The sequence below is a fragment of the Vibrio parahaemolyticus genome (assembly GCF_900460535.1).
Lineage (GTDB): Bacteria > Pseudomonadota > Gammaproteobacteria > Enterobacterales > Vibrionaceae > Vibrio > Vibrio parahaemolyticus.
Map to the genome: position 1 here is coordinate 2089393 of NZ_UHIL01000001.1, position 16950 is coordinate 2106342.

20 protein-coding genes are annotated in these 16950 nt (G+C 40.4%); 3 read left to right on the forward strand and 17 right to left on the reverse strand.

From position 1 onward, the window contains the following. Positions 1-25: 25 nt before the first annotated feature. The 5 genes from DYB02_RS10440 to DYB02_RS10475 form a co-directional block, all read right to left on the reverse strand. A complete protein-coding gene (locus tag DYB02_RS10440; RefSeq protein WP_029806922.1) occupies positions 26-472 on the reverse strand; it encodes a GNAT family N-acetyltransferase in 447 nt (148 codons plus the stop codon). A gap of 1339 nt (positions 473-1811) precedes the next feature. Then, positions 1812-2024 carry a hypothetical protein gene (locus DYB02_RS10450; RefSeq protein WP_023623384.1) on the reverse strand — a complete coding sequence of 71 codons (213 nt, stop codon included), beginning with the start codon at positions 2022-2024 and terminating at the stop codon, positions 1812-1814. A 107-nt stretch (positions 2025-2131) separates the two neighbouring features. Further along, entirely contained in the window at positions 2132-2563 is a 432-nt protein-coding gene (locus DYB02_RS10455; protein ID WP_013571587.1) for a DUF695 domain-containing protein, read from the reverse strand. A 167-nt stretch (positions 2564-2730) separates the two neighbouring features. Next, entirely contained in the window at positions 2731-3090 is a 360-nt protein-coding gene (locus DYB02_RS10460; RefSeq protein WP_005477812.1) for a VOC family protein, read from the reverse strand. Positions 3091-3713: 623 nt separating this feature from the next. Then, positions 3714-4121 carry a hypothetical protein gene (locus DYB02_RS10475; RefSeq protein WP_031822898.1) on the reverse strand — a complete coding sequence of 136 codons (408 nt, stop codon included), beginning with the start codon at positions 4119-4121 and terminating at the stop codon, positions 3714-3716. Positions 4122-5492: 1371 nt separating this feature from the next. Between DYB02_RS10475 and DYB02_RS25695 the strand changes: the two genes are divergently transcribed. Further along, positions 5493-5654 carry a hypothetical protein gene (locus DYB02_RS25695; protein ID WP_154216921.1) on the forward strand — a complete coding sequence of 54 codons (162 nt, stop codon included), beginning with the start codon at positions 5493-5495 and terminating at the stop codon, positions 5652-5654. Between the two features lie 47 nt (positions 5655-5701). Here the strand turns inward: DYB02_RS25695 and DYB02_RS10485 are convergent, their stop codons facing one another. The 9 genes from DYB02_RS10485 to DYB02_RS10565 all read right to left on the reverse strand — a co-directional run bounded on the left by DYB02_RS10485 (position 5702) and on the right by DYB02_RS10565 (position 12855). Then, complete coding sequence (locus DYB02_RS10485; RefSeq protein ID WP_029806765.1) at positions 5702-6073, reverse strand: hypothetical protein; 372 nt, start codon at positions 6071-6073, stop codon at positions 5702-5704. Between the two features lie 151 nt (positions 6074-6224). After that, positions 6225-6530, reverse strand: coding sequence for an NIPSNAP family protein (locus DYB02_RS10490; protein WP_029806764.1), 306 nt, complete (start codon positions 6528-6530; stop codon positions 6225-6227). A 169-nt stretch (positions 6531-6699) separates the two neighbouring features. Further along, the gene (locus DYB02_RS10500; protein WP_031822893.1) at positions 6700-7788 is read right to left on the reverse strand and encodes an SEFIR domain-containing protein; all 1089 of its coding nucleotides are present in this window, start codon (positions 7786-7788) and stop codon (positions 6700-6702) included. Positions 7789-8553: 765 nt separating this feature from the next. Then, the gene (locus DYB02_RS10515) at positions 8554-8955 is read right to left on the reverse strand and encodes an HIT family protein (RefSeq protein WP_041956334.1); all 402 of its coding nucleotides are present in this window, start codon (positions 8953-8955) and stop codon (positions 8554-8556) included. Positions 8956-9106: 151 nt separating this feature from the next. Continuing rightward, positions 9107-9733, reverse strand: coding sequence for a LysE family translocator (locus DYB02_RS10525; RefSeq protein WP_021822674.1), 627 nt, complete (start codon positions 9731-9733; stop codon positions 9107-9109). 159 nt (positions 9734-9892) lie between these two features. After that, complete coding sequence (locus tag DYB02_RS10535) at positions 9893-10519, reverse strand: LysE family translocator (protein ID WP_031410966.1); 627 nt, start codon at positions 10517-10519, stop codon at positions 9893-9895. Between the two features lie 148 nt (positions 10520-10667). Further along, entirely contained in the window at positions 10668-11165 is a 498-nt protein-coding gene (locus tag DYB02_RS10545) for a DUF2867 domain-containing protein (protein ID WP_029863388.1), read from the reverse strand. Positions 11166-11304: 139 nt separating this feature from the next. Continuing rightward, positions 11305-11739, reverse strand: a complete 435-nt coding sequence (locus tag DYB02_RS10550; RefSeq protein ID WP_029807282.1) for a GNAT family N-acetyltransferase — start codon at positions 11737-11739, stop codon at positions 11305-11307. Between the two features lie 594 nt (positions 11740-12333). Further along, complete coding sequence (locus DYB02_RS10565) at positions 12334-12855, reverse strand: GNAT family N-acetyltransferase (RefSeq protein WP_029807265.1); 522 nt, start codon at positions 12853-12855, stop codon at positions 12334-12336. Positions 12856-13206: 351 nt separating this feature from the next. On the opposite strand from DYB02_RS10565, the gene DYB02_RS10575 reads away from it, so the two are divergent. Further along, complete coding sequence (locus DYB02_RS10575) at positions 13207-14337, forward strand: AAA family ATPase (protein ID WP_005500272.1); 1131 nt, start codon at positions 13207-13209, stop codon at positions 14335-14337. Between the two features lie 9 nt (positions 14338-14346). After that, on the forward strand, positions 14347-15219 hold the full coding sequence (locus tag DYB02_RS10580; protein WP_029806891.1) for a hypothetical protein: 873 nt from the start codon (positions 14347-14349) through the stop codon (positions 15217-15219). 158 nt (positions 15220-15377) lie between these two features. Here the strand turns inward: DYB02_RS10580 and DYB02_RS10590 are convergent, their stop codons facing one another. The 3 genes from DYB02_RS10590 to DYB02_RS10605 all read right to left on the reverse strand — a co-directional run bounded on the left by DYB02_RS10590 (position 15378) and on the right by DYB02_RS10605 (position 16895). Continuing rightward, positions 15378-15854: a GNAT family N-acetyltransferase gene (locus tag DYB02_RS10590; RefSeq protein WP_025536975.1), complete on the reverse strand. Its 477-nt coding sequence runs from the start codon at positions 15852-15854 to the stop codon at positions 15378-15380. A 142-nt stretch (positions 15855-15996) separates the two neighbouring features. Next, positions 15997-16476 (reverse strand): GNAT family N-acetyltransferase, encoded by a 480-nt coding sequence (locus DYB02_RS10595; RefSeq protein ID WP_025523520.1) that lies wholly within the window; start codon positions 16474-16476, stop codon positions 15997-15999. 146 nt (positions 16477-16622) lie between these two features. Next, positions 16623-16895 (reverse strand): nicotinamide mononucleotide transporter, encoded by a 273-nt coding sequence (locus DYB02_RS10605; protein ID WP_005462157.1) that lies wholly within the window; start codon positions 16893-16895, stop codon positions 16623-16625. Positions 16896-16950: the final 55 nt, after the last annotated feature.

Sequence of the window (16950 nt, forward strand, 5' to 3'; positions counted from 1 at the left end):
TCTTAAATTGCTTGTTATGTGCGTACTAAACATTAACGTACAATCTCAGCATGTCTTTGTGTTGAATACCATTTTCATAGATTGGCTCGGGGTAGTTTAACAAAAAATGGTCTTTGATGATTGAGTCTACTCGAAAGCCTAAACGCTGATAATAAGTCAGTTGATAACCAAATGTACCCGTACCAAGCTCTACACGATTAATTCCCTTACTTGGTAACTGAGATAGAACGAACTTTAGCAGCTTAGAGCCAATACCTTGACCTTGGAGTTCTGGAGAAACTGATACATTAAATATCTCAGCAAAGCAGTTAGTCTGCGCTTTAACGATACAAGCCGCTAAAATTTGCCCATGATCTGATGCAGCAAAGCACCATGAATCAGATAAATATGAAGCGATGTTAACTTCAGAAGGATCAGCTTCAAGCAACAAATCTAGTGGAATATCGCTACTTTTGACTTCGATATATTGCATATTTTCTCCAAGCACATAACGCCCAATTAAGGGGTGAACAACGCCTCCACCCAACCTAACGCATAGTGCCATAAACACTAAATTTGAAGCAGAAGCGAAAGTGCCAAGCGTTGTGAATCCCTCTTAAATTGCTTGTTATGTTTTACCACAAACACATGATTTACTTGAGAAAGAACTGATATTTCTAACTAGTTTTCTGAAGCAAACCACAAGGCTGAAACCAACTTGGCCACCAAAGGCGACCAACTAGAAACGAGTCATTCCACTTCCCTGTCCAATGAGGCAACCCGACCAAGTAACAACAAGCGCCCTATCTTTCCAACCAAAGCGTAAGACAATGGCAAATTGCCGAGGCAACTGCCAAGCCGAAATACTGCTTGGTTGTGAACCTGAAAGCGACTTTAAGCCAGTTAAACCCGAAGCCAACCGCCACGACCTGACAATGAAGCAACCCGCGAACATTGGCATGTTTTACGGGCTGAGAAATTCAAGAACTTAGACCGACAATGCGGATTTGCTGAGTCTACTAGGGACGAATTACCAGCGGGACAAAGAACTAGAGCCTAAGACCTTTAAGCCTTTGAATTTCTAGTAAACATAACGCCGCATTAAGGTGCGAACAACGCTAAATACCTAACCCAAACCATTGCACCTTAAACACTAAAACCAAGTTTAAACTGAGATCGCCAAGCGTTGTGAGTCACTCTTAAATGCTTTGTTAGGCGCTTCACGCAAATAGTTAAAATGGGATTTAGAAAACCACCTTTTGGAAAAAAGAACGCACGTAACCCACTGAATTTGGTTAAGACCCAAAGGCTAAAGCGACTAAGTTTCTGAAAACCACTGCAACCAAAACACCAAAGAAATTGGCAATTCAACACATAGAAATGGAATTTGGAAAGGCTGACTATCGGAACGAAATTCCAGCCAATAAACCTGTTTCGAAGGCAGACAAACTTAAAGCGATTTGAGCCAAAGAAACTGACAACAAACCGACCAGAAAACCGAATGAGGCAACCTGCGAAACTTGGCATGTTTTACGGATTGAGTGATTCAAGAACTTGGGAAGATAAAGCCAGATTGCCGAAAAACTGGAGCGAATGGCCGGAGAGAAATTAGAGATATGACCCACGAAATTTCTCACTGCGCCTAACGCCGCGTTAAGGGGTGAACAACGCAAGCCACCAAACCTAAATTATTGTGCCATAAACACAAAAGCTAAACTTAGAACTAAAATTGCCAAGCGTTGAGAATCCCTCTTGAACGCTTTGTTATGTTCGTAGCTATTTGAAACCACTGATATTTACAAAACTAGGTCTGAACGATGCAACAAACTTGCTCAAGCTAAGTGCTGCAACACTTCAATTTGAATGTCTCTCAGTAAGTTTTGAGTATGCTCCGACTGTAAATTAAGTTCACACCAGCCATCAGTTCCCATATATTCAGCAGAAATATAGCTGATACTTTTAATACCACTTTCATTGTTGAGGATTCCAGATAGTCGGAAAATACCTAATTTTGTGTGGATTCTGCTAATTTTGAAGTTTTCCATAAACCTCCAAGAACATAACGCCGCATTAAGGTGTGAGCGACGCTTGGCTATACTTGAGCGAAGCGAAAACGCCAAGCGTTGCGAATCACTCTTAAATGCTTTGTTAGCTATATGCCGAAATCAGTCTGAAGCTTTTTAAGGTCGCTCCATTCCTTATCTTGATAGAAATTAACGTCAATAGGATAAACATCATGACCAGATAAGGCTTCATTAAAATGCTTCATGAATACCTCCCTATTTGCGATATAAAACACAAATTCCTTGAGATCGTTTCCAGTCGCTGAGTATACGTCGAAATAAAGTTCTTCACGACCTTTGATAGTTTCAAGGCCATCTTCAAGCTTGATCATGAGTTCATTCACATGCTTTGGTGGCATTCCGTTATTAGAAGAGCCATCATATTTCCATGAAACTACGGTCAGCCACTCCATTTTTGAACGAGTGCTATTATCAGGAAATTCATTCATAAACTTATAAACGACAGGCTTTCCTTGAATTGTGGCTTCACCAACAGACCATGTTTCCTCTGACCACGCCATGAATGAAACTCCCAAAATTAGAATTGATAAAAGATACTTGAACATATAGCTAACGCCGCATTAAGGGGTGAACAACGCACCACCTAACCTAAACCATTGTGCCGTAAACACTAAAGCCAATTCAAACCAAAACTGCCAAGCGTTGTAAATCCCTCTTAAATGCTTTGTTATACGCGGGCTTTCGACCAAACTGCGAACTCATTACCACTTGGTTCTAGAAAATGAAAACGGCAACCACCAGGAAATTCGAATATAGGGCGAATGATTTCACCACCACTTTGAACGACTTTATTTAGAGTACTTTCAATGTCAGAGCTGTAGAATACTAAAAGTGCCCCACCGGTATTAGTTTGGCTGCAGCAATCAGCTTTGAAGAAACCACCGTCTAATCCCTGATTTGAAAAAGCTGTATATTCAGGTCCGTAGTCGACAAACTCCCAACCGAAAACTGAAGAGAAGAATGATTTTGTCGACTCTAAGTCTTTTGCGCCAAACTCAACATAATTAAGTTTTTCATGCTGATTCATTTCCTTGCTCCTTTTTGATTGCCCTGATAAGCGTATAACGCCGCGTTAAGGGGTGAATGCCGCACAAACCGACTTCCCGCAGACCACTTTCACCACCAAAAACCAACCGCATACCAAAAATGCCACGCGGCATGAATCCCTCTTGAACGCCTTGTTATGCTTAAGCTTCAATGGGTTACGTTTTACTAGAAACAAGATTAACTCGACTTTGATTTACAAACAAAAGACAAAACGTAGAAAACCGAAAAGACTCATAGTTTTAAATATCGGACTTTGAAATTTGGCCGCTAAAACTCAAAAACCAAAGATCAAATTGCTGATTGAGCCAGTCACCTTAACCTCGCACTTACCTGAAAATTGATTGAGGCAACTCTCTGAATTTTCAGCGCCAAAGAATAGTGTCCGAAAAATAGCGCCCAATGAAATCAACTTGCCGACAAGCACAAAACCAATCAGCCAAGGGAACAAAGAAAAACCATAAACCACTGATTTTATTTGATTAAGCATAACGCCCAGTTAAGGGGTGAAGCACGCAATACCGATGTTACTGCATGGCACTTCAACAATAAAATCAAACGCATATCAAAAATGCCACGCGTGCTGAATCCCTCTTGAACTGTTTGTTATATTTTAGTTTTAACCTCGGACATTGAGCTTAAAAGCGTATTTAGTTGCTCTGTAACTATTTTTAAGTTCTCTTGTTGAGTGTGACCAGCCGCACCCGGTTGAGGATTAGCTGCAATTTCATTGATTGATGTTTTCAAACTTTCAACCAAAGCTTGAGCTGCTTCAACTTTGGCAAGCGCGGCTTTACCCTCTATTACTTGTGGAGTTGAATCCAAAATACTAACGGTTGATTCCATGATTTGTTTTTGCCAACCTTGGATTGCAGCATTAACCTGACTTAGCGTCGCCTGTGCGTTATCTGAGTCTTTTTTAGCACTAGCTGAAAACCAAACAGCTAAAAGAATACTGCCCACAGACAAGACAATACTTAAAATAGGCATAATCCAATCTTTTACTATTTCCACAAAACTCTCCAAAAAATATAACGCCCTGTTAAGGGGTGAAGCACGCAATGACCAAGTTTCTGCATGGCACTTCAACACCGAAACCAACGCATACCAAAAATGCCACGCGTGCTGAATCCCACTTGAACTGTTTGTTAGCACGCTGCCCTTTAAGCCTTTGGCACACGCCAAGATATTGAAATATAGCACAAAATTTATAACTAAAAACACTGAAACCAAACGGGCAGCTGCTAAACTGAAAACTAACTTCAAGACGTAAGTTAGCTAGAAGAAAAACATGCTTAACTGCCCTTTTTCACCGCTTTCAAATTAGCAAAGGATTCGGACTTCGGACTTGAACAAACACGGCAAAGAGCCTAATTTAAGGTAAGAAATCGACCGCATCAAAGAAACCGCGCCAGAGAAATAGCCCGAAAGTTAGAAACAGTAAACGGTAAAATCAAAGCGAAAACATCTCATATAGTGCCACCAGAGCGAACATGAAAGGCACATTTGATCCGGTGTAAAGCGAGGAAAAGAAACCAATAAAAACAGAAACTTTTAACCTTTGATGCCAACCCAGTGCTAACGCGCAGTTAAGGTGTGAGAGACACACATGCACCCTAACCTAAAATAAACTCTGATAAATCCGTGCCTATTTGGGCACTAAAACCCCAATGCGTTTCGAATCGCCTTGAACGTCTTGTTATTCCGCAACTAAAGTCGGCTATGTTTACGCCTAATCTTTTGATATGACGAGAAATTTTCGGTATGCAGGCAAAAATCGAAGCCGAAGTATTTGGCAGCTCACTACCTTAAATCGCTTTAGCGTCACTCTTTAATTGCTGCGCCATATTAAGGTGCGCTTAAAGCGCTTTAAGGCTAGCATGGAAATGACCAATATTCGCCCTTTTCGCCGCTTTTCCACCCTATTACCCCGCCACTTTCACTCTTAGGCTACAACCACGTACATTCAGCCTGAGAGATCCGTTGCGGAAATAACGCCCTGTTAAGGGGTGAGCAACGCTAGCCACCCAACCTAAAATTTATACCGTAAACACTTTTACCAAATTTAGCATTAAACCGCCAAGCGTTGGGAATCCCGCTTGAACAGTTTGTTAGTTGCCAGATCCAAGGCTTTAATTTGAAGTTTATGAGCACTTTGCCAAGACGACCTTTACGTATTTTGTAAAACTCAAATCAGGCGCAGTTTCAAAGCGCCTGTCACTGAAACCACTTGGAATTTACAACGCCGTAGAAAACGGACTTTGAACACCAAACAAACCTTTTGGAACGACAATGCAGCAGAGCAGACTTTCAACAAGCTAATCAGCGTCTGAAACAGAAAAGTTAACAGCCAAAGAAACCAAAGCGCGATTTTTGCAAACCCAAATGACTCAAAACCGAATTGCTAAACCTAGCCAAAAAACATGGACATTAGCCCTAAACATTCTGCTGTGGGTACATTTTTCCTCGTTGGCAACTAACGCCCGCTTAAGTGGTGAGCAACGCTACCACGAAACGCAACTATTGCACCGTAAACACAACAGTTAATTCAAACCAAAATCGCCGAGCGTTGCGAATCCGTCTTAAAGCGTTTGTTAGGTGTGTTTCACTATATTTAGGTTGCCGTCTACAAACCCAATACTTAAACTTTTGTTGGACAAAGCTTTTTGGCGAATAGAACCACACGAGTTTACGTACTGCTTTGTAAACTGAAGTAGATTTTGCTCTGCCGTTTGCCAAGAACTACCGAATAGTGATTCACTGACTTTAATTTGCCGTTTGTTTGGTAGCCAATCTTCATTGCAAGCCCAATCCTCATTGTCCAAATCAAACTCTTCAGAACCGACAATTTCGACCAGAAATGGGGACTCGTAAATGTTTATATTAAACGCAATTATCCGTTCAGGAATAGCCTCTGACAACTGAGTATCCAACCAATCGCAGAAATCTTGTTCGTTGTGTATCATAATTTCCTTTAAACACCTAACGCCCAATTAAGGGGTGAGCAACGCTACCACCCAACCTAAAGCATTGTACCGTAACCACTAAAATTGAAGTAGAAGCAAAAATGCCAAGCGTTGGGAATCCCTCTTAAATTGTTTGTTATACGTTGCTTCCTTACCCGAGCACTGGTCTGAAAAAGCTACGTTCATAGCTAATAATGCAGTCTACTTTATCTGCAAACTCAAAAGCTTTAATACACTCAGGATCATTTAAAGATTTAAGACGATACTCTTCATATGCTGATAAGCTTTCAAATGTTAACAAAGCTAGAGCTATATTATTCGCACCTTCTGACGGTAGGAAATAGCCATTGTGTTGACCACCGAACTTCTCAACAAGTGGAATCCACATTCTTGCGTATTCTTCAAATTCTTTGACCTTTTTCGGGTCAATCACGTACCTGACATAGCAAGTAATCATAAGCTTTAAATCCTTCTAATTGCTTAATTTTATGCGCAACGTATAACGCCCTGTTAAGGTGTGAGCAACGCAATGCCGAAGCTCCCGCATACCACCTTAAACACAAAACGCAACGCATGGTAAAAATGCCAAGCGTTGCGAATCACTCTTAAACAGTTTGTTATGTAATTTATTCCCTCGTACTAAACACTACTGCATCAGGGTCATTCTCATCTGCCAAAACTTCCTCTTTCGTACGGAAGAGGATATTTGTCATTTTAATCATATTTTGGGATGACGGTTTCAACCCGTTTTTCTTATCCATTGCGACGTTTGTAATATAGAACTCTCTAAAATACTCAAATGAACTCTTAAACATTGCCATACTAGTGTCATTGTTTGGATTCATTTCATGAACGCGACTCAATGACATAATCATCGATTCATCTGGCTCTAAGCCAGCAGCTTTAAGCTTTTCAACCATAGACTCCCAATTTGAACCGAAATGAACTTTATAATCTTGTGGTCTAGATTTTGAAATACCATGGATAATACTAACCCGAATTTCATTCTTATGATCTGAGTACCCAAACTGTTTTTTGAGGCGATGAAAAATTTTCTCGCCAACCTGATTGTCATTAAACACAAATCCAAGCACGGGTGGGGACTGAAACGAAGGGTCAATAATTGTCGACATTGCTTTCCAACCAGCTTGATTCCATAAATCCAAATCAATGATCGTGCTGATGAACATAGATTTACGTTCTTTAGGCTCTAATGGTTCAGGTTGAACAGTTTGAGTCACTGGTTCACCCAGAGCTGGACGAATTGACTTAGACAAACCAAGAATGCGATCTTTTAGCTTTAACTTGACCTGCTCTTCAGAGACGCAGTAATGCGTATAGGGCTGAAGTGGCAGTGGTATATAGTCTAACGACGCTCGTTCAAAAACGATTGGGATAAATTTAGTATTATTGGTATTTAGGTTATAGAGTTGCTGTAAAATTAAGTTGGTTTCCCATTTCACGCCACCGCCTTGACTACTACCAGAGAAGTCATTAGCACGTTCATAAAATAGTCGAGAACAAACAACTAGGACATAGTCAGCCTCTTGAACTTGCCTCATCATCCATTTTGGCCACCCCTCAGGTGGAGACTCTTCATATTGGTCAATTTCTGAGTCAATTCCTTGGCTACGAAGATAGTTCGAGAACTGGAGAACAGAGTCAGACAACTCTTCAGACTCATGGGCATAGCTAATAAAAACTTTCTTGGTCATAACCTTAACCACAATATAATAAAGGAAAAGAATATCATTTTAGAACAGTGCCTTAAAGTAGCTTAGGCTAGCAAATTACATAACGCCCAGTTAAGGGGTGAAGCACGCAATACCGATGTTACCGCATAGCACTTCAACACCGAAACCAACGCATACTAAAAATGCCACGCGTGCTGAATCCCTCTTGAACTGTTTGTTAGCACGCTGCCCTTAAAGCCTTTGATATACGCCAAGACATTGAAATATAGCACGAAACTGTTGGCTAAAAACACTGAAGCTAAACGGAAAGCTACCAAACTTAAAACTAGCTTCAAGACGTGAGTTGGCTAGAAGAAAAACATGCTTAACTGCCCTTTTTGTCACCAGTTTCCAATTAGCAAAGAATACTGACTTCGGACTTTAACAGCAGCTTCAAAGAAACCTAGCTTTGACGAAAACATCTCAGCGCTAAAGAAACCACACCAGAGAAATAGCCCATAAGTTAGAAACCGTAAACGCTGCAAGCAAAGCGAAAACTTCACATCTAGTGCCACCGGAGCGAACGTGAGAGGCACATTGGTCAGGTGTAAATCTGGGAAAAGAAACTAAGAAACATCAAGACTTCTGACCTTTGAACCCAACCCAGTGCTAACGCCTTGTTAAGGTGTGAGGCACGCAATACCAAAGCTTCCGCATAACACCTTAACCACCAAAACCAACGCATAGTAAAAATGCCACGCGTGCCGAATCACTCTTGAACAATTTGTTAGCATACTTTTTCAATGCTCATAGATCTTTAAGTGATTCTCTTAGTTTATCCATAGTTTGAATTCCAAGTTCACTACTAACCCAACCGTACTGGTCTCCATGAAACCTAAGGAAAATATGCAAATGGTAGTGATCGAGCTCGTTGAAATGAGGTGCCTCTCCATTGTTTTGCATAAAGCCGATACCATTGGGATTGAACTTAGCTTCTATACGTTTATACAAATCTCTTGCAACGTCGGTGATCTCAAAAAACACAGACTCAGGCAGATCAATGAATGTACGGTATTGAGTCTTAGGACAAATTAAAATATGCCCAAAGTTGATTGGATCATGATCTGCAAAAGCTATAACTTGGTCAGATTCGTACACGATGACCGAGTCAATTTCACGATTAACAATTTGTTCGACTATCGTAGCCACCTGAACTCCTATCAAAGTATGCTAACGCCCTGTTAAGGTGTGAGCAACGCAATACCAAAGCCGCCGTATACCACCTTAAACACTAAAACCAACGCATAGTAAAAATGCCACGCGTTGCGAATCACTCTTAAACAGTTTGTTAGCACTTAGATCATCGCTGCTTCATAAACGCTATTGCTAACCCAGAAGACACGAATGTGATACCTGCACCAATATTTAACCCTGACACTAGTTTAGGCTTGTTTCTAAACCACTCAGACAATTGAGAAGAAAACACACCCATTAAGCTAAAGCCAATTGCTGTTAATGCTGCAAACCACACACCGTAGCCAATCATTTGAGTTGTCACTGAGCCTAAACTTGGGTTTACAAATTGAGGTACAAAAGCAAGAACAAACATACCTGGCTTCGGATTAAGTGCTGCTGATAGAAACCCAGTAGAAAAGATAAGTTTCAGAGACTGTTTTTTCGCTGGTTCCAGTGAGAACAGGTTTCTCGTACGGAGTACTTTCACACCTAACCATATTAGGTAAGCAGCGCCAACCAGTTTTACAACATAAAACGCCACTTCAGAGGTTTGAATTAAAAGGGTTAGCCCGAATGTTGCTGCGACTACATGAAATAAAATACCAGCACCAGAAGACATGCCTGACATTACTGCCGCCAGTCGACCTTGGCTTAAACCTCTACCTATAGCGAGCAAGTTATCCGGACCCGGCGAGATCACCAAAAGTAAACAAGCTAATGTATAAGTAACAAATACCTCTAATGGAAACATAAAACCTCCTTGTTGAATGATTCTGAGTGCTAACGCCCTGTTAAGGGGTGAGCAACGCAATACCGAAGCCGCCGCATACCACCTTAAACACTAAAAACAACGCAAAGTAAAAATGCCACGCGTTGTGAATCCCTCTTAAACAGTTTGTTAGCACTTCGATTATCGCTGCTTCATAAACGCTACTGCTAACCCAGAAGACACGAATGTGATACCTGCACCAATATTTAACCCTGACACTAGTTTAGGCTTGTTTCTAAACCACTCAGACAGTTGAGAAGAAAACACACCCATTAAGCTAAAGCCAATTGCAGTTAATGCTGCAAACCACACCCCGTAGCCAATCATTTGAGTTGTCACTGAGCCTAAGCTTGGGTTTACAAATTGAGGTACAAAAGCAAGAACAAACATACCTGGCTTCGGATTAAGTGCTGCTGATAGAAACCCAGTAGAAAAGATAACTTTCAGAGACTGTTTTTTCGCTGGTTCCAGTGAGAACAGGTTTCTCGTACGAAGTACTTTCACACCTAACCAAATTAGGTAAGCAGCACCAACCAGTTTTACAACATAAAACGCCAATTCAGAGGTTTGAATTAAAAGGGTTAGTCCGAATGTTGCTGCGACTACGTGAAATAAGATACCAGCACCAGAAGATATACCTGACATTACTGCCGCCAGTCGACCTTGGCTTAAACCGCGACCTATAGCGAGCAAGTTATCCGGACCCGGCGAGATCACCAAAAGTAAACAAGCTAATGTGTAAGTAACAAACACCTCTAATGGAAACATAAAACCTCCTTGTTGCATGATTCTGAGTGCTAACGCCGCGTTAAGGTGTGAACAACGCGACCACCTAACCTAAACCATTGTGCCGAAAACACTAAAGCCGATACAAACCGAAAATGCCGAGCGTTGAGAATCACTCTTAAACGCTTTGTTATGCCTGTGCCAACGTTTTCAAAGAACTAGGGACGATGAGCTTGTGAACTGGAGCAACAAAAAACATGTACACTTTGCCAAACATGTTATGTACATGCACCACCGTAGTGGCGTGTACTGTGATTTTATCGCCAACTACGTCCAGTAAAAACGACACTCTTACATCAAGATGTTTGTCACTGTCCTCTAAGACAATTTCAGTATCACTATTGCTGTGTAACGTGAAAATACCGATTCTCTCACCAACGCTAATGTTTGCTACATTTCCCGCTGACATAGCATCCTGAAGTCGACCTAAGTGCTTTAAACCAAGCATTGATACGATGCGATTTCTCGTTGCCATTAAGAATGAAACCCACGCTGGCGTTTGTTTCGCGATTTCAAGATAGACATCGAGCGCGGTTTGGTTATTGTTAGGGATTTCGCGTGAAAAGCTATCAGCGAAATAAGCCCCTTCGGCATAATCAAACAACTCAGAATGTTTTGGAATTGACATGTATTTCTCCCAAAAGGCATAACGCCCAATTAAGGGGTGAACAACGCCTCCACCCAAACCTAAAGTATTGTGCCATAAACACTAAATTTGAAGTAGAAGCAAAAATGCCAAGCGTTGTGAATCCCTCTTAAATTGCTTGTTATAAGCGTGGTTTGAGCATGTGCACGAACTGTTCATCCTGCCCTGTAACCTCAAAGCCAAACCTTTTGTAAAGTTGCCCTACTCGGTTTCCTTGTAAGTAGCAAAGCGTTATCGGTAACGACTTTTGTTCAGCAAGCTCAATGACCGCTTTTAATACTTGGCTACCAATTCCTTTACCCTGATATTCTGGTAATAGGAAAAAGCGACCAAAGTACAGATGCTCAGAATGATACTGCACCAAGTAACTGCCCACTGCGGTTCCATCGACTTCGATTATGGTTGGCTTTTCTTCGACCCACTCATTGTGATGAATTTCTCTTTGAACACTTTCGTCCCAACCAAATACAGCTTTGATTGGTTCAAATTCTGCTGATTTCTTAAGTTCGAATAGGAACTCATAGTCACTATTTTCAGCTTTACGGGTTTCGTACACCTAACTCTCCAAACCTACAACTACGGATAAGCTTATAACGCCCTGTTAAGGTGTGAGCAACGCATTACCGATGCCGCCGCATACTACCTTAAACACTAAAATCAACGCATAGTAAAAATGCCACGCGTTGCGAATCACTCTTGAACAGTTTGTTATGTGCGCTTGTACAGCGTATTCAATACATTAACAGTTAAGGGCCTAACCTTGTGTTGCGCACAAAAAGATCAATTGTGTGCATTCAACGGCGTTTTTTTAAAGTACAACAAGGCTAAGAAAATGAAATTTAATGGCGGGATAAATGCGAATATAAATCCAAAAATTGCCCCTGCTACACCTTTATTCAGCTTCCTTTCACCTAAAAAGAATCCAATTATTGAGTTGACCACTGCATAAACAATAAAGATCAGTAGAGGTAAATAAATCGCGTGCATAATAAATCCTTTTAAAATAAACACTGTGAGAACGTTATAACTTGCTTTACCTTAGCACATAACGCCGCATTAAGGTGTGAGCGACGCTTGGCTATACTTGAGCGAAGCGAAACTGCCAAGCGTTGCGAATCACTCTTAAATGCTTTGTTAGCCCTGTGGTTGACTAGTACATATAACCTAGCCAATCAAAATGTCCAACACCCCACGCCTTATCTCTGAGTGGTTTCACATACAGTTCATCAATATGCTCTACAGCAACTCCAAAGTTGGTGTGCTCGTGAAGCCTTAACCAAGACTGCATACATTGAACTTTGTTAAAGCCATTTGATGAGTAGAAATCATGTAACTCAGATATGAGGATTATGAAATCAACGTCTTTAGTTTCGGCAAATGCCGATACTTCTGACAACATGAAAGAGCCAATACCTTGCCCTCGATAACGTTCATCAACACAGAAGTCGATTATGCCCAGAACCTTATGTATTTCCCCACCGACGCTAACAACGCGATAGTCCAGTCCAAGATAGCCAACCAACTGTTCACCTTGAAAATGAAGGGCACGCATATGAGGTAGCTGCTTAAAGTAAGAACGACTTACTTGGCTGTCTGGAAAAGCTTGGTTTCTTAATGCTTCGATTGCCTTATGATGCAATTCTGAAACATCTATTTCTTGTACGATTTCCATATCGTTTCCTCGAAAAGGGCTAACGCCCTGTTAAGGTGTGAGCAACGCAATACAAAAGCCGCCGTATACCATCTTAAACACTAAACTCAACGCATAGTAAAAATGCCACGCGTTGCGAATCACTCTTAAACAGTTTGTTAGGCAAACGCGTGTGTGCGGTCATGTATTTGAGTTTTTTCATATCAATGTGATTCCAATGTGCAAAGTTGCTATCTAGATTCAACCAATTTTGGTTGTTTAGCAATGATATCAATGTTCACTTGAGCTGTGTTATTGTAAACTTCCCTTACATTGACAACACACGTGCGCCCTGGTTGTAGGGCACCACAAGTGAATTGAGTTGAATTCATAATGCTACTAAAGATTTCAGTCGAAAACTTCCACAGTTTCAAAAACAAAGTTGAATTGGACTTTACATCCAAAGATGGAGCTAACTTTCAGAAAACTAAATTTGGCAATGTGGCACCAGTAACAGCAATATTTGGAAAAAATGCATCAGGAAAAACTAACTTTCTAAAAAGTCTGAACTTTCTTAGAGGGTTTTGTGGTGGGAGAAGTTCCAATAACACTATCGATTCTATCAAGACGTTTCTGTTTAATAGTGACCCAACCAAATTTGAAGTCGAATTCTTCGAGGATGAACAACTGTTCAACTACAAACTAGTAGTCGATTCAAGCTCATCGGTATCTGAGTCTTTGTGGGTTGAAGATAAGTTGGTAATGAAGAGAGAAGGAACAAAAATAAACCTTGTCGATACTAACCATAAGTCGATAGAGATGCCGGTGCCTAGAGATCTATCTGCTATTAGGCATGCTGAGCGAAACTTGGACGGTGAATACAATTATATAAACTCTGTTTCGAAATTCTTTTATTGTATCGAGTCAAACGTTTACCATAATTCATTTAATATTGACAACACAAGTGTCTACAATATTTCGAGACGTCTAGCTAAAGATAAATTTTCATTTGGCTTGACAGAAAAGCTACTGACGCAATTTGACCCATCTTTAAAGAGAATCGAACTAAATAAACGAGAATTTAAAGATAGAGAACAATTTTATCCTGTCTTCTACCATAAAAGTGGCAATCAAGAATTTGCTGTGTCTTTAGACCAGGAGTCAAGTGCAATCAAACGATTATATGGGATTTTACCTCTAGTTTTATTCGTTAGTGCTGTTGGTGGAGTGCTAGTTATTGATGAGCTTGAATCTCACCTTCACCCTCAAATTGTTAATAAATTACTAGAGCTATTTCTTAAATTCAACTCTAATAATGCCCAATTAATATTTACCACCCACCAAGTATTACTTATGGATATACTTCCTAAAGATGCTATTTGGATTGCTGAGAAGGAAGATTGTGGTAGTAATATGACGAAACTTGTCGATAGAATGGCAGAAGGGAGCATAGATATTAATGATATTAGTGGCAACTATCTTTCAGGGAGATTTGACATAACTAAGGCTAATATAAAAAAGTAGTATATACACATGAATCATTTAAAATATTTAGTTTTGGTTTGTTTGTTTTTAACTAATTATTCAAACGCACAATATGCATCTAGTGACTTTGTAGATAGAAGTAGTTTAAAAATAAATTACATAGAAATTACCCAGGAAGAAGCTATTAAAAAATACAACCTTCCAGAAGACCTACCTACTTGGCTAATGAATGACCTTGTTAGAATTCATAGCCGAATTGAGAATGTTGATGCATTAGGAGCGACAAAAGCAGAATTAATCGCTTATAAAACTGCGCTCACTGAAAAAGAAAAAGAAATACTTGAACTAAAAACAGCATTGGATGCAAATAACACTCGATTAGACGACATGCGTGACTTTGGGTTGGGCTTTATCGGCATAATAAGCCTACTATCTGTTATTTCAGGGTATTTTTCCTATGTAAACGCTGGTACACATGCCCGGGCTGAAGTAGTAAAAGGCGTGCAAGAAGCAAAATCAGATGTTATTAAAGGTGTTGACGATACAAAAAATCATTACTTAGAAAAAGCCAAAAGCTTAATTGATAGCTTAGAAAGTGAAACCAAGTCCGCGTCTACAACTTTGAAAAATCTAAGTGAAAAAGAAAAGTCCGTTCTAGATGAGATATCTGAACTGGAAAATTTGAAAAATGACACAGAAAAACTATTATCGGAACTAAAAGTAGAAAGAAGTAGAATATCTGAATTTGAAGAAAAAATTGAACACTTACAAAATGACATTTCAAAGTTTAAAAAGGAACTTGCTTCTTCAGACTCCGAAAAGGTTTTTAAAGGCGGGAATAACGAAACAATTAACGAAGAGCATTACTTATCCATGATAAGAAACTTTAGTAAAAAACTGGATGAGAATATCGATGAGTAAGTATGTTCAAGCGAATATAGTTACTATTGAGGGAGTTTGCCTAACGCTCTGTTAAGGGGTGAGCAACGCAATACCGAAGCCGCCGCAAACCACCTTAATCACTAAAATCAACGCATAGTGAAAATGCCACGCGTTGCGAATCCCTCTTGAACAGTTTGTTAGGTGCGTAGCCAAAGTTGGTAAAAGTCTGTTTCATCGTGCTTGGGATTCTTGCGCACGAACTCCCAACCATGACGCTTATAGAATGTAAGAGCTCGATGGTTAGTTCGGCTTACTGAAAGTACAGCACGCAAACAACCCGCTTTACTCAAAGTGCTTACAATATAATCCTGCAATTTTGCAGCGAGTCCTGAACCACGAAAATTCGGCTTTAAGTAAATGAGATGTACATAGCCAGTCCCCGGCTCGGGTGAAAAGCTACGAAACTCTAACTGCCCTGCAAACTGACCATCCACAAATATATGGATATAGAACCATCCTGATGTTGCTAACCGGTCTAATACTCGTTCACGATAACCACTGATGAAGTCATCGAAACCATCGTAATGCCCAAAACTACAAAAGTATGCATCTTTTCTTGCAGCAACGCATAATTCGAAATCATCAATGTTTATCTGCCGAAAAGTAATTTCCATACTTACCTTTTCCTTCAAGCACCTAACGCCGCGTTAAGGGGCAGCAACGCGCTACCACAAACTTCAATTTACCACCGTAAACACAGATGCCAAGATTTGAGCCAAACTCGCCAAGCGTTGACTGTCCCTCTTGAACGCTTTGTTAGGCATAGGACGCTTTGTTTAGCACCCATTTTTCCAGTTCTTCGTTGTCATCATCAACGACAATGCCTGTAAAAACGAAATTGTTAGCTTTTACAACATTAAGTGAAGCTACATTGATTGAAGAAATCAAAGCAACTACGTTTTCAACCACACCTGTTCCAAACGCTAAATCGCAAAGTTGGTTAACTGCAGACTTTGCCAACCCACGACCTTGTTGCTTAGGTGCAACATTGTATCCAATTTCCACCTCACCAGCTTTGGGCTCATATTTAAAGCCACAAAAGCCAACAACATTATCTTGAAATAACATCATATAAGGCAGTGACCATATTTCAGCCCCAGCCTTTTGAGCTTGTTGCAATGAACGATTGAGTACATGATTAGGTGGAATAGAACCATTACAAAACTCAATTTCTTTCCCTGTTGTTCCAGTAATCAATTGATTCAGCTGTTTCTTATTTATCTGCTGTAGTTTCATTTTCCACTCTATGCCTAACGCTCTGTTAAGGGGTGAGCAACGCAATACCAAAGCCGCCGCAGACCACCTTAAACACGAAAACCAACGCATTGTGAAAATGCCACGCGTTGCGAATCCCTCTTGAACAGTTTGTTATGTGCGAACTTCTAGCTTGTAGATGACTGCTCAGCAACACTAACTTTAGGCTCTTTCTCTGGCGTCGACCATTTGATGATTGCTCTAAGGTTCATTGAGAAAAAGATGATATTTGCAATTATCATTGCCACACTGCCAGTAAGATAACCAACTGCTACCCAACTAGTGTTACCGCACATCATTAAAATGAAACCGATTTTGTTCTTATTTCCAATTTGCCAAATTGCAAGAAACGTAAGTACCATTGCAACCCAGTCGATTCCATAGTACTGAAAATATTCCATTTTTCCTCCAAGCACATAACGCCCTGTTAAGGGGTGAGCAACGCAATACCGAAGC